The organism is Qipengyuania sp. (assembly GCF_965277845.1).
Lineage (GTDB): Bacteria > Pseudomonadota > Alphaproteobacteria > Sphingomonadales > Sphingomonadaceae > Qipengyuania.
Map to the genome: position 1 here is coordinate 837,426 of NZ_OZ255844.1, position 21,414 is coordinate 858,839.

The 21,414-nt window shown below is 63.7% G+C and carries 15 protein-coding genes; 10 read left to right on the forward strand and 5 right to left on the reverse strand.

What is annotated here, in order from left to right; genetic code table 11:
• Nucleotides 1–231 precede the first annotated feature (231 nt).
• The 5 genes from ACQY4G_RS04085 to ACQY4G_RS04105 all read left to right on the forward strand — a co-directional run bounded on the left by ACQY4G_RS04085 (nt 232) and on the right by ACQY4G_RS04105 (nt 6,359).
• Nucleotides 232–1,659, forward strand: a complete 1,428-nt coding sequence (locus tag ACQY4G_RS04085; RefSeq protein ID WP_421993200.1) for an MATE family efflux transporter — start codon at nt 232–234, stop codon at nt 1,657–1,659.
• A 150-nt stretch (nt 1,660–1,809) separates the two neighbouring features.
• Nucleotides 1,810–2,097: a co-chaperone GroES gene (gene groES, locus ACQY4G_RS04090; RefSeq protein ID WP_421993202.1), complete on the forward strand. Its 288-nt coding sequence runs from the start codon at nt 1,810–1,812 to the stop codon at nt 2,095–2,097.
• A gap of 53 nt (nt 2,098–2,150) precedes the next feature.
• Complete coding sequence (gene groL / locus ACQY4G_RS04095; protein ID WP_421993204.1) at nt 2,151–3,803, forward strand: chaperonin GroEL; 1,653 nt, start codon at nt 2,151–2,153, stop codon at nt 3,801–3,803.
• A 138-nt stretch (nt 3,804–3,941) separates the two neighbouring features.
• The gene (locus ACQY4G_RS04100) at nt 3,942–5,417 is read left to right on the forward strand and encodes a phospholipase effector Tle1 domain-containing protein (protein ID WP_421993206.1); all 1,476 of its coding nucleotides are present in this window, start codon (nt 3,942–3,944) and stop codon (nt 5,415–5,417) included.
• Between the two features lie 126 nt (nt 5,418–5,543).
• The gene (locus ACQY4G_RS04105) at nt 5,544–6,359 is read left to right on the forward strand and encodes an aspartyl/asparaginyl beta-hydroxylase domain-containing protein (RefSeq protein ID WP_421993208.1); all 816 of its coding nucleotides are present in this window, start codon (nt 5,544–5,546) and stop codon (nt 6,357–6,359) included.
• 1 nt (nt 6,360) lies between these two features.
• Here the strand turns inward: ACQY4G_RS04105 and ACQY4G_RS04110 are convergent, their stop codons facing one another.
• The 3 genes from ACQY4G_RS04110 to ACQY4G_RS04120 all read right to left on the reverse strand — a co-directional run bounded on the left by ACQY4G_RS04110 (nt 6,361) and on the right by ACQY4G_RS04120 (nt 11,351).
• Nucleotides 6,361–8,610, reverse strand: coding sequence for a DUF305 domain-containing protein (locus tag ACQY4G_RS04110; protein WP_421993210.1), 2,250 nt, complete (start codon nt 8,608–8,610; stop codon nt 6,361–6,363).
• 90 nt (nt 8,611–8,700) lie between these two features.
• Nucleotides 8,701–9,993: an acyl-CoA dehydrogenase family protein gene (locus tag ACQY4G_RS04115; RefSeq protein ID WP_421993212.1), complete on the reverse strand. Its 1,293-nt coding sequence runs from the start codon at nt 9,991–9,993 to the stop codon at nt 8,701–8,703.
• Nucleotides 9,993–11,351: a phosphotransferase gene (locus ACQY4G_RS04120; protein ID WP_421993214.1), complete on the reverse strand. Its 1,359-nt coding sequence runs from the start codon at nt 11,349–11,351 to the stop codon at nt 9,993–9,995. The genes ACQY4G_RS04115 and ACQY4G_RS04120 overlap by 1 nt, the downstream gene beginning before the upstream one ends.
• A gap of 94 nt (nt 11,352–11,445) precedes the next feature.
• Between ACQY4G_RS04120 and ACQY4G_RS04125 the strand changes: the two genes are divergently transcribed.
• Together ACQY4G_RS04125 and ACQY4G_RS04130 are read left to right on the forward strand one after the other, a co-directional pair.
• A complete protein-coding gene (locus ACQY4G_RS04125) occupies nt 11,446–11,853 on the forward strand; it encodes a host attachment protein (RefSeq protein WP_291168730.1) in 408 nt (135 codons plus the stop codon).
• 139 nt (nt 11,854–11,992) lie between these two features.
• Nucleotides 11,993–13,009 carry a serine hydrolase gene (locus ACQY4G_RS04130; RefSeq protein ID WP_421993216.1) on the forward strand — a complete coding sequence of 339 codons (1,017 nt, stop codon included), beginning with the start codon at nt 11,993–11,995 and terminating at the stop codon, nt 13,007–13,009.
• A gap of 91 nt (nt 13,010–13,100) precedes the next feature.
• Here ACQY4G_RS04130 and ACQY4G_RS04135 read toward each other — a convergent pair whose 3' ends face one another.
• Nucleotides 13,101–13,352, reverse strand: a complete 252-nt coding sequence (locus ACQY4G_RS04135; protein ID WP_067696099.1) for a hypothetical protein — start codon at nt 13,350–13,352, stop codon at nt 13,101–13,103.
• 248 nt (nt 13,353–13,600) lie between these two features.
• On the opposite strand from ACQY4G_RS04135, the gene polA reads away from it, so the two are divergent.
• Genes polA through ACQY4G_RS04150 form a run of 3 tightly spaced genes read left to right on the forward strand, consistent with a single transcriptional unit; the run spans nt 13,601 to nt 18,840 of the window.
• Nucleotides 13,601–16,435, forward strand: a complete 2,835-nt coding sequence (gene polA, locus ACQY4G_RS04140) for a DNA polymerase I (protein ID WP_421993218.1) — start codon at nt 13,601–13,603, stop codon at nt 16,433–16,435.
• Nucleotides 16,436–16,479: 44 nt separating this feature from the next.
• On the forward strand, nt 16,480–17,712 hold the full coding sequence (locus ACQY4G_RS04145) for a sensor histidine kinase (RefSeq protein ID WP_421993220.1): 1,233 nt from the start codon (nt 16,480–16,482) through the stop codon (nt 17,710–17,712).
• Between the two features lie 39 nt (nt 17,713–17,751).
• Complete coding sequence (locus tag ACQY4G_RS04150) at nt 17,752–18,840, forward strand: mechanosensitive ion channel family protein (RefSeq protein WP_421993546.1); 1,089 nt, start codon at nt 17,752–17,754, stop codon at nt 18,838–18,840.
• Between the two features lie 30 nt (nt 18,841–18,870).
• Here ACQY4G_RS04150 and ACQY4G_RS04155 read toward each other — a convergent pair whose 3' ends face one another.
• On the reverse strand, nt 18,871–21,183 hold the full coding sequence (locus ACQY4G_RS04155; protein WP_067696110.1) for a CDC48 family AAA ATPase: 2,313 nt from the start codon (nt 21,181–21,183) through the stop codon (nt 18,871–18,873).
• Nucleotides 21,184–21,414 lie beyond the last annotated feature (231 nt).

Genomic DNA, 21,414 nt, shown 5'->3' on the forward strand with positions numbered 1-21,414 from the left:
ACTAGCCTGGGATCGCCCCGGCACTGCATCGCCAGACCGCGTATCGCACGCAACGAAGGGCTCGATCGGAAGCAGGCAAATCCATTGCATCCCCACCGGACCGAACTCTGGCCCTAACCAAATGAGAGCCTCGGCTGTGTGGCGTGTGCGCACCATAGGAAACGCGAATTGCGCTTTCGCCCGTAGGACGGTTTGAGCGGCGTCCGCCCTTGCCCTATCCGGTCCGGCTGCATGACGCACGAGACCGCCATGGAGCCCACGCCCCCCATTGCGGAACCGGGCGGTGACGGCTGGCGCGACGAACTGGTCGCGACGCTGCGGCTGAGCTGGCCGCTGGCGGCGGCGAACCTTTTGCAGATGCTGACCTATGCCATCGACGTGATCTTCATCGCGCGGCTGGGCGAGGACCAGTTGGCCGCTTCCGCGCTCGCCGTCGCTCTGTTCGGCCTCGTGCTATGGGCCTTGTCTGGCCTGACCGGCGCGGTCGCTCCGGTCGCGGCCGCCGAGTTGGGCGAACGCGCGCCCGCGCTGCGCCCTGTGCGTCGGTCGGTACGCATGGCGCTGTGGCTGGCACTGTTTTCCGGAGTGGGCGGGATCGGCCTGTGCTTGCTGCTCGGCCCGCTGATGCGCGTCACCGGTCAGGAACCGCAGATCGTCGCCATGGCGATCGAATACAACACGTTGCTGGTGCTCAGCCTGGTGCCGATGCTGTTCAATAACGTTTTGCGCAGCTTCGTCTCGACGCTCGACCGGCCGATTTTCGCGACCGCGATCACCGCTGGCGGAATATTCGTCAATGCGCTTGCCAATTACGCCTTCATCTTCGGCAATTTCGGCGCACCCGAACTGGGCCTCAAGGGTGCGGCGGTGGCGACGATCATGACCACGCTGACCACGCTCCTCGCCTATGTCGTCGCGATTCGGCTCGACCCGCGGCTGCACCGCTATCGCATCTTCGGCCGCTGGTGGTCGCCCGACTGGCCGCGCTTCTGGCATATCGCACGCGTGGGCACGCCGATCGCGCTGACGATCACCGCAGAGGCCGGGATATTCGGGGCGGCCGCCTTCCTCATGGGCAATATCGGCGCGAGTCAGCTTGCCGCGCATACGGTGGCGCTGCAGATCGCCGCGCTCGCCTTCCAGGTGCCCTTCGGCGTCGGACAGGCGGCGACGATCCGCGTGGGCTATTTCTATGGCGCCCGCGATGCCGAGGGGATGAAGCGCGCGGGCTGGACCGCAATCGTCGTGGGCACGGGCTTCATGGCGCTGACCGCTCTCGCCATGGTGGTCATTCCCAAACCACTGATCGCGATCTACGTCGACCCATGGGACCCGAAGAACGCGGTGCTGGTCGGCTTCGCGCTGCAATACATCCTGATCGCCGCGGCCTTCCAGCTGTTCGACGGCATGCAGGCAGTCGCTGCGGGCGCGCTGCGCGGTTTGCAGGATACCCGGGTTCCGATGTGGATCGCGGCCTTCGCCTATTGGGTGCCGGGCATCGGCCTGTCGCTCTACCTCGGCTTCTATACCCCGCTCGAGGGTGTGGGCGTGTGGATCGGGCTCGCGACCGGCCTCACCGTTGCCGCTGCACTGCTCGGCTGGCGCTGGCACCGGCGAGAAAAACTCGGGCTGACGGACAGACCCCCTCGCCTGGCCTGAACACGCGCACACCCCGGCGAAAGCATCGCAACTTTTTTCGCCGACGCCCCGTTGACTCGACGAAAAGGCGTCCCCAAATGCGCCTCGCTGGCACTCTCGGAGTGGGAGTGCCAACTCTTGTTCCACACTCTTAGAAGAGAGGTCATCACTATGGCATTTCGTCCGCTGCACGACCGCGTTCTGGTCCGTCGCATCGAAGCCGAAGAAAAGACCGCGGGCGGGATCATCATTCCCGACAGCGCCAAGGAAAAGCCGAGCGAAGGCGAAATCGTCGCCGTCGGCAATGGCGCCCGCGACGATGACGGCGATCGTATCCCGCTCGACGTCAAGGCCGGCGACCGCGTGCTGTTCGGCAAATGGTCCGGCACCGAGGTCAAGCTCGATGGCGAAGACCTGCTGATCATGAAGGAAAGCGACATCATGGGGATCATCGGCTGAGCCGATCCCGCTGACGCTTTCAGACAGACACAAGAATTCCAGGAGAAACACCAATGGCAGCCAAGGACGTAAAGTTCGGCCGCGACGCGCGCGAAGGCATCCTGCGCGGCGTCGACACCCTCGCCAATGCCGTCAAGGTCACGCTCGGCCCCAAGGGCCGCAACGTCGTGATCGACAAGAGCTTCGGCGCCCCGCGCATCACCAAGGACGGCGTCACCGTCGCCAAGGAAATCGAACTGAAGGACAAGTTCGAGAACATGGGCGCGCAGATGATCAAGGAAGTCGCATCGAAGGCGAACGACGCCGCCGGTGACGGCACCACCACCGCGACCGTGCTCGCCCAGTCGATCGTGACCGAGGGCATGAAATCGGTCGCAGCCGGCATGAACCCGATGGACCTCAAGCGCGGCATCGACCTCGCCGTCACCAAGGTCGTCGAAGACCTCAAGAGCCGTTCGAAGGACGTCTCGGGCAGCGAGGAGATTTCGCAGGTCGGCGTGATTTCGGCCAATGGCGACCGCGAAGTCGGTGAAAAGATCGCCGAAGCCATGGAAAAGGTCGGCAAGGAAGGCGTGATTACCGTCGACGAGAGCAAGGGTCTCGAATTCGAGCTCGAAACCGTCGAAGGCATGCAGTTCGACCGCGGCTATCTCTCGCCCTACTTCATCACCAACCCGGACAAGATGACGGTCGAACTCGAAAACCCGTACATCCTGATCCACGAGAAGAAGCTGTCGAACCTGCAGTCGATGCTGCCGGTGCTCGAAGCGGCTGTCCAGTCGGGCCGTCCGCTGCTGATCATCGCGGAAGACATCGAAGGCGAAGCGCTGGCCACCCTCGTGGTCAACAAGCTGCGCGGCGGCCTCAAGGTCGCGGCAGTCAAGGCTCCGGGCTTCGGCGATCGCCGCAAGGCCATGCTGCAGGACATCGCGATCCTCACCAAGGGCGAGATGATTTCCGAAGACCTCGGCATCAAGCTCGAGAACGTCACGCTGGGCATGCTCGGCGAAGCCAAGCGCGTCACCATCGACAAGGACAACACCACCATCGTCGATGGCGCGGGTGACGAGGCCGACATCAAGGCGCGCGTTTCGGAAATCCGTACGCAGATCGACAACACCTCGTCCGACTACGACCGCGAGAAGCTCCAGGAACGCCTGGCAAAGCTCGCCGGCGGCGTTGCCGTGATCAAGGTCGGCGGTGCCACCGAAGTCGAAGTGAAGGAGCGTAAGGACCGCGTCGACGACGCGCTGCATGCGACCCGGGCAGCCGTCGAAGAAGGCATCGTTCCGGGCGGTGGTACGGCCCTGCTCTACGCTACGCAGTCGCTTAATGGCCTCGAAGGCGAGAACGACGACCAGACCCGCGGTGTCGATATCGTCCGCCGTGCGCTGCAGGCGCCGGTTCGCCAGATCGCAACCAACGCCGGTCATGACGGTGCCGTGGTCGCAGGCAAGCTGGTGGACGCCAATGACGAGACGCTCGGTTTCAATGCCGCGACCGATACTTACGAAAACCTCGTCAATGCCGGGGTGATCGATCCGACCAAGGTCGTGCGCACCGCGCTGCAGGACGCCGCTTCGGTGGCCGGCCTGCTGATCACGACCGAGGCGACCATCACGGAAATCCCCGAAGACAAGCCCGCCGGTGGCGGCATGCCCGACATGGGCGGCATGGGCGGCATGGGCGGCGGCATGGGCTTCTAAGCCCAGCTACCCAGCTTCACCGCAAAGAACGAGGCCCGGCAGGAGCGATCCTGCCGGGCCTTTTCGTTCGGTATCGGCAGTCCGATTTGTGTATTTCACTACAAAACGTTACACTTCAGTTCGGGAAAGGGGGCTCCAATGAACAAAATACTTTTCAGCCTAGCAGCCTGCACAGTTTTGAGTGGTTGTGCGACCTCTTACGTCGGCGGGGTGTATTCAGGTTATTCTAGCCAGGCCGTCGGTCCACGCGATATTTTTCTTTCAATCGATGGAACCGGGAATAACCAACTCTCGCGTACAAATGCGGCGCGCTTGTTCGAAATCGTAGAATCGAACAGCGGTAACGCGCCGCGGGAATTGGTGACTTACTATGCCGAGGGGGTCGGTAGTAATGGCAGCATCAAGGGCTTGACCGCCGGCGTAGGTATGAGCCGCGACATCAAGGAAGCCTTCGCATTCCTTGCGCAAACGTACGATCCAAAAGGTCGACTTTTCTTGAGCGGTTTCAGCCGGGGTGCCTACGCAGTGCGCGCCTTGGCCGGAATGATTGCCGTCGGTGGAATTCCTGACATGCGGACTTGGGATGCCGATGACCGGCAAAACGCGATTGATGCTCTGTTTGACGCATACAAAATTAAACGACGAACGATCGATGGGCGACAAGAATCGATAGCTGCGCACAATGGCCGGCGCCTACGAAGAATGGAGCGAGTTGCTGCGAAGTACGGATTTCAGCTACGAGGTGCGAATGGCCAGACCCGTGTCACGGCAATGGCGATATGGGACACCGTAGAAGCGTTGGGCGCACCCGATTTCACCATGAGCCCGGACGAGAAGGTTTCCCATTATTATCTCGCTCCATGCAATGTGGACCACGTGTTTCACGCGCTCGCACTTGACGACAATCGAGCCTACAGTTTCACGCCAATCTTCGCGACGGGCAAAACGATGGGACAGAGCTGCCCCGACGCGAGCAAGAAGCCCAAAGTCGAAGAGGTCTGGTTCGCCGGTGCACATGCGGATGTTGGCGGATCTTACGCGCCGGGCAATCGTCTGCACGGTCATATCCCAGGCGTTTCTTTGAATTGGATCCTGGATCATTTGAGGCAATTCAACTTGTTCGATCCCGATGCCCGCGTGTTCGCCGACCCCATGGGCCCCGTGCACGATGCGATCCGCTATTCCGTGGTATATAAACCGCTTTCGGAACATTATCGGTATCCGATGGCGTATCATGACAAGGCGGGTTCCGTTGGACGACCCCGCGTGCATTTTACCGCGTTTGAGAGGCTCGCCCGTGTCGGAAGTCTCGATCGGGCGTATCCTCAGTGTCCTCAGAGCAAGGACAATCCCGGTCCAACGCTTCTATGCGCTCGTCAGATCGCGAATTTCGGTTTGGTCGAAGAGCTAACCAAGAACAATTGCATGGACGAACTGATGGACGAAAAGGGTGAGTTGGTTGGTTACGAATTGCGCAAGGGCCAGTCATGTGTCTCGGTCGTCTGTCAGGAGCCGACCGATTCACGCTTTTGCAGTGCCGAGTACGCTCCTGCACATTCACTGTCGCCGGAAGACAAGTCGGCTGCCCTGCCAAGGCCCGGCATGGGCTTCTAAGCCGCACCAACCAACCGGACTTGAAAAGGCCCGGCAGGAGCGATCCTGCCGGGCCTTTCTTGCGTTTTTAGAGCGTGGCGCGAACTTCCAAGCTTGTATGCGGCTGCTACGATAAAGATGCTCCGCATGAGGGATAGGCAAAGCACCTACCCCCGCCAGGTTGGTCGCGAGGATCGGTTCGAGCCTCCTGCCGGTTCGAAGGACAATTCCTCGCCGCCGCAAGCGCGGGAGCGCTACACAAGGCCGAGGCAATCGGCCCTGATCCGCGTGGGCAAGCGATTGCGCGATCCGGTCAATCGCTGGTTTGCCCATCAGTCGCTGATCGGCGACGAGGATATCCTCGCACCCGAGAACCTTCCCTGCCTCGCCGAGCTGCAACGCGAGTGGCGGACCGTCCAGGCGGAACTCGCACCCTTGCTGGCCGAGCGGGGCGCCATTCCCGCCTTTGGCAAGCTGTCGCCCGATCACCGGCGGATCGCCAACACCTCGGCATGGAAGAGCTTTTTCTTCGAAGGCTACGGCTTCAAGGCGCAGGCCAACCGCGCGCGCTGCCCAAAGACCGCGACCATGCTCGACCGTATTCCGGGCCTGGTCGTGGCATTTTTCTCGATCATGGAGCCGGGCACGCATGTCCCGCGCCATCGCGGGCTGACCAAGGCCTGGCTCAACTGCCATCTCGGCCTGGCCGTGCCGCAGGGCCCGGGCCGCTGCGAGATGGAAGTCAACGGCCGCCCGATGCGCTGGCACGAGGGCGCATGGCTGCTATTCGACGAGACCAACCCGCACGAGGTCTGGAACGAGACCGCAAGCCCCCGAGTCGTGCTGTTCCTCCAGGTGCGCCGCCCAATGCGCTGGCCGGGCCGCATCGCGGCCCGGCTGCTCTATGCGATCATCCGTCGCACGGGTTTCGTGCAGGATGTGAAAAAGGCGATCGAAGCGTAGGTCAGCCGCCCTTGCGGCTCGCCTCCGCTGCGGCAATCGCCTCCGCCGGCCAAGTGACCTGCGTCTGCGTCTGCGGGTTGAACAGTTCGCCTTCATACTGGGCCGCTTCGGCGGCGGCGATTTCCTCGGCGGTGAGGAATTCGCTCGGCTCCAGCGCGAAGACGTCGAGCCCGCGGGTGATCTCGGTGGCGTAGATGCGGCCATTGTACCAATAGGCCGACCAATAGCCGCCGGTGATCAGTTGCTCCTCATCTACCGGGCCGCGGTCGAAATAGGCGATCTCGACCGGATTCGCCGCATCGGTGAAGTCGATCACCGAGATTCCGCCCTGATACCACGCCTGAACGAAGATATCGCGCCCCGGTACCGGGATGATCGAGCCATTGTGCGCGACACAGTTCTCCTTGTCTCCTTGCGGCGCGGGCAGCTTGTAGAGGCTTTCGAACCTGAGCTTGCCATTCTCGATCGAATAGATCGCATTGGCGCCCCAGTCGCGCGGATCGCCTGCCTGGCAGCGCGGACGGCCACCGCCGCCCCACTCGTCGGTGAACAGCACTTTGGTGCCATCATTGTTGAAGGTTGCCGAGTGCCAGTAGGCGAAGCCCTTGTCGGTCACATCGTCGACGCGCACGGGCTTGAGCGGATCCGCGATATCGAGGAGGATCCCGTTGCCCGAACAGGCGCCTGCGGCAAGGTTCATCGCGGGGAAGACGGTGATGTCGTGGCACTGGTCGGTCAGGCGGGTTTCCTGCGTCCCCTCGCCATGGTCGCCGCCGCGCCACAGGCCGGCGATCTGGCCGTCCTGCGCGAAAATGCGCGGGCTGTCGGTGATCCGCGCGGCGCCCGGATTGTCGACCGGAACCTCGATCACGTCGATGCTGAACAGCGCCGTATCGTCGCCGCCGCGCTCGAAGCAGCCGGCCAACTCCTTGTCGTCGCGCACGAAGCTGGTGCCCGAATTGTAGACCACCACGCGATCCGCATCGGCGCTGACCACCGAATGCGTGTGGCTGCCGCGACAGGTCTGAACCTGGCCGACCTGGCGCGGCCGGGTGATGTCGGAAATGTCGAAGATACGCAGGCCGCGGAAGCGTTGGTCGCTGACATCGTCGGCAACGCCTTGCAGGCCGCAATCCTTGCGCGCGCGGCTGTCCTGCACACTCATCAGCAGCAGGTCGCCAACGATCGACACGTCACCCTGCCCGCCCGGACAGACGACCGAACTGACCAGCTGCGGCACACCGTCGTCGCCCAGGCGATAAGCGTTGAAGCCGTGGTAATTGCCCGCCACCAGCAAATCTCCGCTGAAGGCCATGTCGGTGTTGGCGAAGCTGAGCAGCGAGCCGCGCTCGCCGAAACGCGGATTGCCGTCTTCGTCTTCCTCGTCGCGGATATCGGGACGCGAGGCATCGACCAGCTCGGACTCCCCGCTATCCTGCCCATCTTCGCCTGCCTCTTCATCTTCGTCATCGTCTTCGATCCTCGGGGCGAGCTGCGCCGGATTGTCGGGGTCGAAGAAGCCGGTCGGCTTGGGCTGCGCGCTGACGAGACGCAGATTGCTGATCGCTTCCCCGGCATCGCGGAAACCGGCGGCGAGCGTGGCGCGCGGATCGCTGGAGAGGCCCGCGAAGACCCTGTTCATCCGCTCGATTTCGGCTTCCTGCTCCTTCACCACATCGTTAGTGAATTCGAACATGACGGGGTCGTAAGCCGTGCCGGGCTGGTCGTGAAGTTCCTCGACCATATCGATCGCACCTTCGTGGTGGCGGACCATCAGCTGCAGAAACAGGCAGTCGAAATCGGTGCCTTCGAGCGTTGCCAGCTCGGCCATCTGCGCCGGCGTGGCCATGCCCATCTTCGCATGATGCGCGGCGTGGTCCATCCCGGCATGGTGCTGCATGGCAGTGGGCTGGCCGCGCTCGGTCAGCCAGTCGCGCATGAACCGGATTTCGTCCGCCTGGCTCGCATCGATCCGCCCGGCAATCGCGGAAAGGTCGGGATTGTTGCTGCGTCCCTCGACCAGCGCGGCCATGTCGACCGCCTGCTGGTGGTGGACGATCATGTCCTGCATGAATGTGACGTCGGCGGGCGAAAATCGCGTGTCGGACAGCCGGATCGCTTCGTCCTCGTCGATCACGCGCGGCGCGGCGCCCGGCGCGCCGGGCATAACGATCGGTGCCTGCTGCGCGATCGCGGCGGTGGAAGTGGAAAGAAGCAGGCCGGCGGCCAGCGCCCGAAACGTCGGATTCATGTTGTCAGTCCCCTAGAATGCAGCGCGCAAAAGGCCGCTTCCACGTGCCTGGGTCAAGCGAGAATTCTGCGAACCGTACAGCGCGCTCCATCAGGTGCGAGCGAAGCTACCGCGCCGCGGACCGAGATAGCCGAACAGATAGGCCGCGACCTTGCGCATCTGGATTTCCTCCGCTCCCTCGGTGATGCGATAGCGGCGGTGGTGGCGATAGATATGCTCGAACGGTTTGTGCCGCGAATAGCCGATCCCGCCATGCACCTGCATCGCGCGGTCGGCCGCCTCGCACACCAGCCGGTTCGCCCAGTAATTGCACATGGAAACCTTTTCGGAGATCGTCTTCTCGATCTCCTCATGCGCCATATTGTCCATCTCCCACGCGGTCTTGTAGATCAGCAGGCGCAGCATCTCGCATTGCGTCGCCAGCTCGACCAGCGGGAACTGGATTGCCTGGTTCTTCGCCAGCTCCTCGCCGAAGGGCTTGCGCTCGCGGGCGTACCGCACGCTTTCCTCCACGCAATACTGTGCCGCACCGAGGCTCGATGCCGCCTGGCGGATGCGGTTCTGGTGGACGAAACTCTGCGCCAGAGCGAGCCCGCGCCCCTCGACGCCGAGGATCGCGCTGTCGGGCACCCAGACGTTGGTGACCGACAGGCGCGGGTGGTCGGTGGGCATGTTGAAGGTCCACATCCACTCCTCGATCTCGAGGCCGGGGCTAGGATTGGGCACCAGGAAACAGGTAATTCCGCTCGCCTCGCCGTTCTCGCCGCTGGTGCGCGCGAACATGGCGCAATGCGTGGCGACATGCATGCCGGTGATCCACATCTTCTCGCCATTGATAAGCCAACCGTCGACGCCATCGCGCGTTTCGCGCACCGCTTTCGTCTCCATCCAGGTGGCGTCCGATCCGTGGTCGGGTTCTGTCAGACCGAAGGCGACGCGGCGCGTGCCCTCGAAACCGCCGGAGATGAATTCCTGCTTCTGCTCCTCGGTGCCGAAGGTCTCGAACATGGCGACGAAGGGGAAATTGCCGACGATCGAGTGTTCGTTCTGCAGATCGTTGTGGAGGCCCAGCCCGCGCTGGGCGAAGCGATCGCGGATCACAGCCATCCATAGGTTCGAGCCGTCTTGGCCGCCATACTTCTTCGGTGCGGAGAAGCGCCAGTGCCCCGCTTCGTCGGCCGCCCTGCGGCATTCGCGCAGCAGCTCCTCCCAATCGTGGCTTGGCAGTCCGCCGCGGTCCCAATCGGTCCGCGCATCCTCGCGGCGATGATCGAAGAAACGGATATTGTCGTCCCGCGCGACCATCGGCTCGATCGTGTTCTCGATGAAGGCCTCGAGCTCGGCATAATAGTCCTCGAGCTCGGCGGGAATCGCGAAATCCATCAATCCTCTCCTGTCCACTTCGCGCGTGCGAGCGCGAGCATGGGATATTTGGGCACGTCTGCTGCCAGCTTGTCCAGCGCGGTGCGCCGCAGCATAGCGAGCAGACCGGACGTCGCCAGCGAGCGCCCGCCTTCGAGCAACTCGCATGCGAGCAATTCATCGTCGAACTCGACCTCGATGTTGTCGCCGCGCGCGATCATGCCCAGCGCATTGCGCGCCACGGCAAGCTGGAAACGGTCGTGTCCCTCCATCCGGTCCTTAACCGTGGCCAGCCACTCGGAAATGGCTGTTGCGATTTCGCCGACACTCGCCTCGCCCAGCGGTTCGAGCTTTTCCTCGGCCGGCGGCACAGGCCGCGCCTGCTCCTCTTCCGGCGCCTCTTCCTCGAGCAGCAACAAAAGGTCGAGTTCCTGCTCGCTCGTGCGGCGCGAGATGACGACGCGTTCGAGCATGCGGTCATCGCCGCTGCGCCAGAAGCTCGCCATGCGCAGACAGCCCAGGGCCCACCACACGGTGCGATAGACCAGCCAGAAGCGGAAGCGCCTCGCATCGACCGTTGCGCCGCTTTCGGCCTCATAGGCATCGACATAGTCCTGCAGCGATCCCAGCCCGAGCGCGGGCCGGTCGACCCGGGCGAAACGCCAGACCGCCATGCAGCCGAAAGCGAGATCTTCGTGCCGGTCGCCGAAATGGGCGAGCTCCCAGTCGAGCACGCCGGTCAGATGCGAATCCTCGGCCAGCAGATTGCCGAGGCGGTAGTCGCCATGGTTGAGGACGGGCTCGACGCGAGCGGGCAGGTTGTCTCGCAGCCACTTAAGGCCGAGCGCGATGATCGGGCGGTCGCCGCCCGCTTCCGCGAACTGCTCGGCCAGTTCCTCGACTGCCTCGGCATAGTCCATCTCGGGCACGTCATTGGGCAATGCAGCGCGTTGCAGGCCGTGGATTCCCGCAAGATCGCGCGCAACTTCGCGCAGCAACCGATCCGGATCGCTCATTTTCAGGATCGCCCGCGGGTCCGGCGTGCCGGAAAGCGCGCGCATCACGAACCCGCTGCCGATCCCGTCGCCCAGCTCGAGCTCGACGATGACTTCGGGCGCGGTCACGCCGGCAGCGTGCGCAGCACGAATGATCGCCGCCTCGGTTTCGTGGCCGAAGGGGCGCCCCTCCATGAACGAAAGGCTCGGCGCGCGCCGCAGGACGTAGTCCTCGCCGCCGCTGGAGAAGCGCCAGCTTTCCATTGTCGCCCCGCCCGTAAGGCGCCTCAATCCTTCGGGCGCCTGCCTTCCGGCGCGCGCGAGTGCCCTCGCCAGTCCCTGCTCGAGCGCTTCGGCGCTTTCGATCTCTCCCATACGGCTCATGTGTGCAGGGAAACGCCTCGCCGCTCAAGCCCGGACCTCTCAGGCCGCTGGCTCGTTGAGAGGGCAAAGCAAACCAGTAGAGGAGACCTCCCCTATGCGCCTACCCAGCAACGCCCATGTCGCGATCGTCGATGGCGAGAATTTCACCGTCATGCGCAACAGTGGCAAGCCGCTCGAGCCCAAGCTGAATGCTGCCCAGAAGCCCGATCTGTCGGCGACGAATTTCAGCGCCGGTGTGAAGCACCAGGATCATATCGGCCAGCGGCACGGTCGGACCGATCTCGATGAGCTTGCGCATGGCGCGGCCGCCGCCGAATGGCTCAACGCCAAGTCGATTGCGGGCGAAATTACCGATGTGCTCGTGATCGCCGATCCCAAGACGCTGGGTGAAATGCGGCGTCACTATCATTCGGAGCTGGAAAAGCGCCTCGTTGGCGAAATCGACAAAGCCTTGGCGGGCGAAACGACGGAGCGAATCGAGCAGGCCATTGCGAACGCCTGAGGGAGGAATTCCGTACGAAAGTAACACATAGCGTGCCAAACCTGTCGCGTCTGCGCCACTTTTCGTCGCCCGGCCCTTGTGTCGACACAATCGGTCGGCATTAAGCTTCGCCTAACCACGGAGAGTGTATAGGGGCGGAATGCGGAAACGACTTTTTGGACGACTGCTGGCGATCGGGGCCGTGGCCCTTGCCACTCCCGGGCTGGCGCAGGGCAATGGTTTCGAAGCCCAGTTCGACAATGCGCTCGGGACCGAGCTTCGCACGCCGCAAACGCTGGATGCGATTTATTCGACGCCGCTTGAGCGTCAGCTCGCGCAATTGGCGGATAGCTCCAATGGGCGGATCGGGGTCTACGCCATCGATCTGTCGACCGGGCGCGAAATCGGCGTCCTGGCGGACCAGCGCTTCCCGATGGCCAGTACCAGCAAGGTGGCGATCGCGGCGGTCTTCCTTGCCGGGGTGGACGAAGGGCGCTGGAGCCTGACGAGCGAATTTCGCCTACCGCGCCCGGGCAGGGTCTATCTCCCCGCCTACAAACATCTCAGCCTGATGATTTCCAAGAGCTGCAACGATTGTACCGACGCGCTGCTGCAGGCGGTCGGCGGCCCCCGCGCGGTCAACAAATGGATGCGGGATGCGGGAATCGAGGGCTTCCAACTGACACGCGATATCGCAACGTTGATCCGCGAGGACGGCCGGGTCGATCCGGCCTGGAGCGTCGATGCCAAGGACAGTGCGACCCCGCGCGCCATGGGCCAGCTGCTTGCCGGGATCTATCGGGGCAAATGGTTGAGCGACTATTCACGCAGAGTGCTGCTCGACGCGATGGAGGAAACAACCACCGGCAAGAGGCGCATGCGATCCGCGCTTCCGGCGAGCGCCAATCTCGCGCACAAGACCGGCACGCTTTCGCGCACCGCCAGCGACATCGGCATTTTCCACACGCCCGACGGTCGCGCGATCGCGGCCGCGATCTATGTTACGGGACAGAGCCCCTCGATGGCGATCGAAAATGGCAGCCGCAGCCGCAAGCTCGAAGCGCGCGCGAATCGCGACGCGCGCATTTCGAACATTACCCAGGCGCTCTATTACGGATTCGGCCCGAACACCGATGACGGACGGAATTGGGCCTCCGCCGACTACGGCGGCGAATAGGCACGCATATTGCGAACAAAGAAAAAGGGCGGCGCCGGAAGGCACCGCCCTTTCTTTTCGTGAACGATAACCGTTCGCGAAGCGTGCGCGATTAGTCGGCAGCAGCTTCGGCTTCGGTTTCGCCTTCGACTTCAGCTTCGACTTCAGCGGCAGCTTCGTCGGCTTCGGCAGCAACTTCTTCAGCACCGGCTTCCATGGCGTCGCCAGCGGCTTCCATGTTGGCTTCAGCGTCGGCAGCAGCCGAATCGGCGGTTGCTTCAGCAGCGTCTTCGGTAGCTTCCGAGCAAGCAGCCAGGGTCAGAGCAGCAGCCGAAGCAGCAGCGAAAAGAGCGATCTTGCGCATAGATAAAATCCTTGAACAGCGAGTTTGTGTGCGGTTCGAAGGCCACGGGCCCCCTCTCCACGCGAGTCCCGAATTGGGGCCTCACAGTGTCCAAATAATGGCGAAATTTTGGCCCGGCAAGCAGATTCGCACTTATCCTGACACATTTTCGCCTCATTTGGCCCCAATGCGGCGCGAATCCGCCACTTGTGGACCGCGTGCAAAATGGCGCTCCCCATCACCGCAAGCCGTTGCTAAGCCGCTTCGCCATGGGTGACACACCGCATCTCTACCTCGTCGACGGCTCGGCCTACATCTTCCGCGCCTATCACCGCCTGCCCCCGCTGACCGATCCGGAGGGCACCCCCGTGGGCGCGGTCTATGGCTACACGACCATGCTGTGGAAGCTCGCCGACGATCTCGACAAGGCCGACGGACCGACCCATCTCGCCGTCGTTCTCGACAAGTCGAGCAAGAGTTTCCGCAACGAGATTTACGACCAGTACAAGGCCAACCGGCCCGATCCGCCCGAAGATCTGGTCCCGCAATTCCCGCTCATCCGCGATGCGACGCGGGCATTCAGCCTGCCGATGGTGGAAGAACCCGACGTCGAGGCGGACGACATGATCGCCTCCTATGCCCGCGCCGCACAGAGGCAGGGCTGGAACGTGACCATCGTTTCCTCCGACAAAGACCTGATGCAACTCGTCGGCGAGAAGGACGGTGCGCGCATCGACATGCTCGATACGATGAAGAACGCGCGCATCTTCATCGAGGAGGTCGAGGAGAAATTCGGCGTGGCGCCCGAGAAGGTCGGCGACGTCCTCGCGCTGATGGGCGATTCGGTCGACAATATCCCGGGCATTTTCGGCGTCGGCCCCAAGACGGCGAGCAAGCTCATCGCCGAGCATGGCGATCTGACCGCTGCGCTCGACGCGGCCGAGGACATGAAGAAATCCAAGCTCAAGGAGCGCCTTCTCGAACACCGCGCTGATGCCGAGCTCAGCCGCGTGCTGGTGACGCTCAGGGAAGACTGCCCCTTGCCGATCGCCCTCGACGACATGAAGCTCGACGGCGTACCCAGCGAGCCGCTCGCCGAGTTTCTCTCCAAGCATGGCTTCACCAGCCTGTTGAAGCGGCTCGATGCAGGCACCGGCAGCCCTTCGCGGACAAACGACCTCGATCCGGCCCGGCAAGACACGAAAGGCGCGCCCGCCAACACCGAGGGCAATCGCCAGCCCCTGCCCGATTTTCCCGCTATCGATCGATCGGCCTATGAGTGCGTCCAGACGATGGAGAAGCTGGAAGAGTGGGTCGAACGCGCTCGGGCGGTACGGCTGATCGCCGTCGACACCGAGACCAGCAGCCTCGATGCGATTCGCGCCGAACTCGTCGGCATCAGCCTCGCTCTGGGCGCAAACGATGCCTGCTACATCCCGCTTGGCCATGGCGGCAGCGACATGTTCGCCGAAAAGCCCGAGCAGGTGGACAAGTCTGCCGCGCTCGAAGCGCTGAAGCCGCTGTTTGGCAGCGATGCGGTGCTCAAGGTGTTCCATAATGGGAAGTACGATCTGAACGTCCTCGCCCGCAATGGCGTCGAGGTCGCGCCGATCGACGACACGATGATCATCAGCTTCGATCTCGATGCCGGGCGCCAGCTCGACGGGATCGGCGGGGGCCACGGGATGGACGAGCTTGCCGACCGGCATCTCGGCCATACCTGCCTGACCTTCAAGGAGGTCTGCGGCACCGGCAAGAAGGCGATCCCCTTCGGCGAGGTCCTGCTCGACAAGGCGACCGAATATGCCGCCGAGGATGCCGACGTCACCTGGCGGCTCTACCGGCATCTCAAGCCCCGGCTCTCGACCGAAGGCGGGACGACCATTTACGAGCGGGTCGACCGCCCGCTGGTCCCGGTAGTGGCGCAGATGGAGCGTCACGGGATCAAGGTAGATCGCGCGCGGCTCGCCAAATTGTCGGAGGAATTCGCCGGCGAAACCGCGCGGCTGGAGAAGGAAATCCATGGCATAGCGGGCACCGAATTCACCGTCGGCAGCCCCAAGCAGCTGGGCGAGGTGCTGTTCGACACGCTCGGCTACAAGGGCGGCAAGAAGGGCAAGAGCGGCCAGTATTCGACCGACCAGAGCGTTCTCGAGCGGCTGTCGGGCGAAGGCGCGGAGATCGCCGACAAGGTCCTCGAATGGCGCCAGCTCGCCAAGCTCAAGAGCACTTATACCGATGCGCTGCAGGAGGCGATCAATCCCGAGACCAGGCGCGTGCATACCAGCTACAGCCTGGTCGGCGCGCAGACCGGGCGGCTTTCCTCGACCGACCCGAACCTGCAGAACATCCCGATCCGCACCGCCATCGGCCGCCAGATCCGCGAGGCCTTCGTCGCCGAGGAAGGCAATGTCCTGCTCGCCGCCGACTATTCGCAAATCGAGCTGCGGCTGGCCGCGCATATGGCCGATGTGCCCACGCTGAAAGAGGCCTTCGCCAATAGCGAGGACATCCATGCGCGCACCGCGACGGAGATGTTCGGCGAGGTCAATCGCGACACCCGCGCCCGCGCCAAGACGATCAATTTCGCGATTCTCTACGGTATCTCGCGCTGGGGGCTGGCCGGTCGGCTCGGGGTCGAGCCCGAGGAGGCGCAGGCGATGATCGACACCTATTTCCAGCGCTTTCCCGGTATCCAGCGATACATCGTCCGCACGCTGGAAGAGGTGCGCGAGCGCGGCTATTCGGAGACGCTGTTCGGCCGCAAGACCTGGTTTCCGCGCATCGGCTCGAAGAACCAGGCCGAGCGCCAGGGCAGCGAGCGTGCCGCGATAAACGCGCCGATCCAGGGCACCAGCGCCGATATCATCAAGCGCGCCATGGTCCGCATGATGCCCGCACTCGAAGAAGCCGACCTGGGCCATGTGCGCATGCTGTTGCAGGTGCATGACGAACTCGTCTTCGAACTTCCCGAAGGCGATGTCGAGGCCGCCTCCGCAGTCATCGAAAGCGTTATGGCCGGCGCTGCCGAACCTGCTGTTAAACTTGACGTTCCGCTCGGCGTAGATATCGGTACGGGTTCCAGCTGGGGGGCCGCACACTGAGCGAAATCGAGGAATTCGTCGCGCGCACGCGCAATCCGCGCTGGATGAATGTCGCGCTGCTGAGCGTGATCGCCGCGGCGATGTTCGCGACGCTCGTACTCGCCTACCAGACGGTCGAGGCCGAGCGTGCCCAGCGCGAACAGGTCGAGCGCACCGTCGAACTGTTGGAGGAACTGCGCAAGGTGAACCGTGCCGCCTTGAGCGGAGAAACCGGCCAGCGCGGCTATCTGATCACGCTCGACCGTCGCTACCTCGCGCCATACCTGACGGGCCGCGAGCAGATCGAGCCTTCGCTCGATCGCATTCGCGGATTGCTTGGCGAGGACGCAACCCCGCGACAAACCGAGCTGGTCGACCAGATCGACGCGCTCGCGCGTGCGAAATTCGACGAGATGTCCGGCAGCGTGCAGCTTCTCGAAGACGGTCGCTTGCTCGACGCCCGGCGGGCGGTTTTGACCGACGAAGGGGTGGAAACCATGGAGCGGTTGGGGCGCGCCATCGCCGAATTGGAGGACATCGAGAACGAGATTCTCGCCGAGCGCATTACCGAAGCGGCCCGCTCGGAGGCGCGCGTTCTGCCGTTGCTCGGCGCGCTGCTGGTGCTGCTGATCCTGGCCATGCTGGCAGGTGCAAGGCTTGTCGGTCGCGCCGCTCGCGCCGAGGCCGAGGCCGCGCAGGCGGCCGTCGTGAGCGAAGCGCGCGACCGGGCAGACCTGCTCGCGCGCGAGCTCAACCACAGGGTCAAGAACCTCTTCGCGGTTATTCTCGCGATCGTTCAGATGAGCGCGCGCGACAAACCCGAAGCGAAGGAAGTCACCGACAGCATCGCCCAGCGCATTCGCGCGCTGCTGACCGCGCATGAGGTTAGCCAGGGCGAGCTCGACCGTCCGGTCGCCTCGCTACGCGCGCTGGTGGAAACCTCGCTCGCGCCCTACCGTTCGAGTAAGCATCCCGCCGAAATCGACGGTCCGGAAATCATGCTGCCGGCCAAGCGCGTGACGCCGCTGGGCCTCGTTCTGCACGAACTTACGACCAATGCGGTCAAATACGGCGCATGGAGCAATGAGGGCACGGTCCATGTCACCTGGTCCGAAAAGGACGGCACGGTAACCTTGAATTGGCGCGAGACCGGCGCGGATCTCGACGAATTGCCCGAACGAAAAGGTTTCGGCAGCCTGCTGATGACCAGCGCCGCGCGTCAGTTCGGGGGCTCGTTCGATCGCAGCTTCACCCAGGACGGCCTGCAGGTCACGATCGAGCTTCCAGCAGGTGACTAGGCTTGCCTTGACGCACCTTGGTCCATACCGGTGGATCGGATGCTAGACCGCTACGATCCGCGCAATTGGCAGATATCGCTCGAAGGGGTGATCCACACGTTGATCGTGCTCGGCGGCGCGCTTGCCGTCGCGTTTCTCGTGCATTGGGTCGCTTTCGCGATCCTGCGCCGTCTGGCGCGCACTTCCGACAGCTCGCTCGACGATGCCGTGGTCGAAGCGGTCCGCAAGCCGCTGCGCTGGGCAGCCTTCGCCTTCGCTATCGCGGTGGCCGCGGAAAACGATGCGTTGGTCGGTCAGGGATGGGACAGCCTGGCGCGGTTCCTCACGCCCGCAGTGGTCGGCTGGGTCGCCTATGCCGTCGTGCGCGGTCTCGCTCGCGGATACGAGGCGCAGATCAGCGGGGCGGAAGACCCGGTCGCCCAGCGCGGCCGCCTGACCCGCATCGCGATTCTCTCGCGCACGGTAAAGGTCGCGATCATCATCATCACGGTCTCGCTCATCATGCTCAACATCCCCGGGGTGCGCGACGTCGGGACGACCATGCTCGCCTCCGCCGGTTTGGCCGCTCTGGCGGTCGGTGCCGCAGCTCAGCCCGCGCTCAAGTCCCTGATCGCCGGCCTGCAGATGGCGATGACCCAGCCGCTCAGGATCGGCGATCTGGTCAAGGTCGATGGCGAGGCCGGCCGGGTCGAGGAAATCCGCATGAGCTACGTCACCGTGCGGACCTGGGACGAGCGCGTGCTCGTCGTGCCGACCAGCCGGTTCCTCGACCAGAGTTTCGAGAACTGGTCGCGCGTCGACGAAAAGCTCACCGGTCCGGTCATGCTCCATCTCGACCCGATCGCCGATGTCGACCCGATCCGAGCCGAATTCGAGCGCTTCGTGCAGGCGCATGACCTGTGGGACGGTCGCAATCTGCAGCTGCTGATGACCGACGCGTTTCCGGAGAGCATCGCGCTGCGCCTGTCGATGAGCGCCGATACGATCGGCGATCTGTGGACGCTGCGCTGCGCCGTGCGCGAGCACATGCTCGCCTGGCTCAAGGAGAACCAGCCCGATGCGTTGATCCGGCACCGCTTGGAAGTCCCGGGCGGCCACTCGAAGGCCGAAGAGCCGAGCGCGCCCTAGGCATCGCGATCGGGCGCGCGGAAAGGCGCCCTAATCGTGTTTTTTGTCGCGGGTCGATTCCACCATGCCCTCGTGCAGGAAGCCTATCGGTTGGACCTCCGCCGCGCGCTTCTTGAGCTCGCCGCGCATCTTGCGATATTCGGCCTCCATCTTGGACGTAACCGTCGCGCGGCTGTCCTCGAGCGCTTCGTGGAAGTCGGCACTGGTCACCTCCTTCACTTCCCCGCCCGCGCGCTTGAGCGCTGTTAGGCCGGCACGGCGGACGACATCTTCCAAGTCGGCTCCGGTGAAACGCGCGGTCTTGCCCGCGATGGCGGCAAGGTCGACGTCGTCGGCCAGGGGCATGCCCTTGGTGTGGATACCCAGGATCTGCTCGCGCCCCGGCTTGTCCGGCGTACCCACATAGACCAACTCGTCGAAACGGCCTGGACGCAGCAAGGCCGGATCGACCAGCGTGGGCCGGTTGGTCGCCCCGATCACCACGACCGATTGTAATTCCTCCAGTCCGTCCATCTCGGCAAGGATCGTGTTGACCACACGGCCCGTAACCTGCGGCTCGCCCTGCCCGCTGCCGCGTGCGGGAACGAGGCTGTCGATCTCGTCGATGAACAATACGCATGGCGCAACCGCCCGTGCCCGCTTGAACATGCGCGCGATCTGCTGCTCGCTTTCGCCATACCATTTGGAGAGGAGATCCGAACTCTTCATCGAGATGAAATTCGCCTTGGCTTCCTTGGCGACGGCCTTGGCCAGCAGCGTCTTGCCGGTGCCCGGCGGGCCGTAGAGCATGAAGCCCTTGGCCGGACGGATGCCGAGGCGATGGAAGGCCTCGGGGTTCTTCATCGGCAGTTCGATGCCCTCCTTGAGCTTTTCGATCGCATCGCCGATCCCGCCGATGTCGGACCAGCCGACATTGGGCATCTGGACCATCACCTCGCGCATCGCCGAGGGCTGGATGCGCTTCAATGCGGAAAGAAAATCCTCGCGCGTGACGCACAGCTCATCGAGGACCTCGGGCGGAATGGTCCGCTCGTCGAGGTCGATCTTGGGCATGATCCGGCGCACCGCATCAATCGCCGCCTCGCGGGCGAGCGCGGCGATATCGGCGCCCACGAAGCCGTAGGTCGCCTTGGCCAGCTCCTGCAGATCAACCTTGTCGCCAAGCGGCATCCCGCGCGTATGAATGCCGAGGATTTCGCGACGCCCCTTCTCATCGGGCACGCCGATCACGATTTCGCGGTCGAAGCGGCCGGGCCGGCGCAATGCCTCGTCGATCGCTTCGGGGCGGTTGGTCGCCGCGATGACAACGAGGTTCGAACGCGCCTCGAGACCGTCCATCAGCGTCAGCAATTGGGCGACCAGGCGCTTTTCCGCCTCGCCCGGCACGCGGTCGCGCTTGGGTGCGATCGAATCGATTTCGTCGATGAAAATGATCGCAGGCGCGGACTTGCTCGCCTGCTCGAACACCTCGCGCAGCGCCTTCTCGCTCTCGCCATAGCCCGAGCCCATGATTTCCGGCCCGTTGATGGTGAAGAAATTGGCATCGCTTTCATTGGCGACGGCCTGGGCCAGCCGCGTCTTGCCCGTCCCGGGGGGGCCATGCAGCAGCACGCCCTTTGGCGGATCGACGCCCAGCCGGGTGAACAGTTCGGGATAGCGCAGCGGCAGTTCGACCATCTCGCGCAATTGCTGGATCGTCTCGTCCATCCCGCCGACATCGTCGTAATTGACCACCGCGCGCGCATCGCGCGGCGCCTCGAACTCGGCGCGCAACTCGACCTCGGTGTTCTCGTCGATATGGACGATGCCCTTGGGGCTGGTCGACACCACGCTCAGGCGGATCTGCGTCAGCGCATAGGCGGGCGCGTTGAACATCCGGCGCACCTCGGAGGGCATATTCTGCACCGGTTGCTGCCCGGTCGTCGCCACGAGATCGCCCGCAACCAAGGGCTTGCGGAAAAAATTCCGCTTCAGCGCCTGGGCCGGACCCTGTAGCCGCATCTCTCGCTGAGCAGGGGCAAAGACGACGCGCGTGGCAGGGCGCGATTCGGCCACGGCCACCTTGACATGCTCGCCCGAGCCAACTTCTGCATTGCCGCGCTGAAGGCCATCCAGCCGGATGACATCGAGGCTCTGGTCCTCGTCATAGGCGGGCATGGCGACCGCCGCGGTCGCCCGCTTGCCGGTGATCTCGACCACATCGCCTTCAGTGATCCCGAGCGTCTGGAAGGTGGAACGCGGCATGCGGGCAATGCCCTGACCGCTTTCCTCCTGCCGTGCCGCTGCGACCTGCAGCCTTACTGTGGTGTCCTCTACCGCTGGTGCAGCATCCGCATCGGCCATATCGGCTAGGCTCCCGTTACCTGTTCGCTTGGTGCCCACCCACTTGGGAAGCACTCCTTACCGTTGCAATGAACGAGCGAACGCGGTGGGTCCGTTCGGGCCAAGAAAAAAGCCCGGCTGGCGAACCAACCGGGCTTGGAAGTCTTGGGAGAGGATGCCTAAAAGGCACGAGCAGATATGCGGGTAGGCCGGCTTTTGTGCAAGTGCGAAAAGGACAATTTTTGTTGCGTG

Excerpts from the sequence above, each read along its gene's own strand:
- ACQY4G_RS04130 (WP_421993216.1), top strand. The coding sequence starts at position 11,993 with ATGCGGAAACGACTTTTTGGACGACTGCTGGCGATCGGGGCCGTGGCC.
- ACQY4G_RS04085 (WP_421993200.1), top strand. The coding sequence starts at position 232 with ATGACGCACGAGACCGCCATGGAGCCCACGCCCCCCATTGCGGAACCG.
- groES (WP_421993202.1), top strand. The coding sequence starts at position 1,810 with ATGGCATTTCGTCCGCTGCACGACCGCGTTCTGGTCCGTCGCATCGAA.
- polA (WP_421993218.1), top strand. The coding sequence starts at position 13,601 with ATGGGTGACACACCGCATCTCTACCTCGTCGACGGCTCGGCCTACATC.
- ACQY4G_RS04120 (WP_421993214.1), bottom strand. The coding sequence starts at position 11,351 with ATGAGCCGTATGGGAGAGATCGAAAGCGCCGAAGCGCTCGAGCAGGGA.
- ACQY4G_RS04150 (WP_421993546.1), top strand. The coding sequence starts at position 17,752 with ATGCTAGACCGCTACGATCCGCGCAATTGGCAGATATCGCTCGAAGGG.
- groL (WP_421993204.1), top strand. The coding sequence starts at position 2,151 with ATGGCAGCCAAGGACGTAAAGTTCGGCCGCGACGCGCGCGAAGGCATC.
- ACQY4G_RS04105 (WP_421993208.1), top strand. The coding sequence starts at position 5,544 with ATGAGGGATAGGCAAAGCACCTACCCCCGCCAGGTTGGTCGCGAGGAT.
- ACQY4G_RS04100 (WP_421993206.1), top strand. The coding sequence starts at position 3,942 with ATGAACAAAATACTTTTCAGCCTAGCAGCCTGCACAGTTTTGAGTGGT.
- ACQY4G_RS04155 (WP_067696110.1), bottom strand. The coding sequence starts at position 21,183 with ATGGCCGATGCGGATGCTGCACCAGCGGTAGAGGACACCACAGTAAGG.
- ACQY4G_RS04145 (WP_421993220.1), top strand. The coding sequence starts at position 16,480 with ATGAATGTCGCGCTGCTGAGCGTGATCGCCGCGGCGATGTTCGCGACG.
- ACQY4G_RS04110 (WP_421993210.1), bottom strand. The coding sequence starts at position 8,610 with ATGAATCCGACGTTTCGGGCGCTGGCCGCCGGCCTGCTTCTTTCCACT.
- ACQY4G_RS04125 (WP_291168730.1), top strand. The coding sequence starts at position 11,446 with ATGCGCCTACCCAGCAACGCCCATGTCGCGATCGTCGATGGCGAGAAT.
- ACQY4G_RS04115 (WP_421993212.1), bottom strand. The coding sequence starts at position 9,993 with ATGGATTTCGCGATTCCCGCCGAGCTCGAGGACTATTATGCCGAGCTC.
- ACQY4G_RS04135 (WP_067696099.1), bottom strand. The coding sequence starts at position 13,352 with ATGCGCAAGATCGCTCTTTTCGCTGCTGCTTCGGCTGCTGCTCTGACC.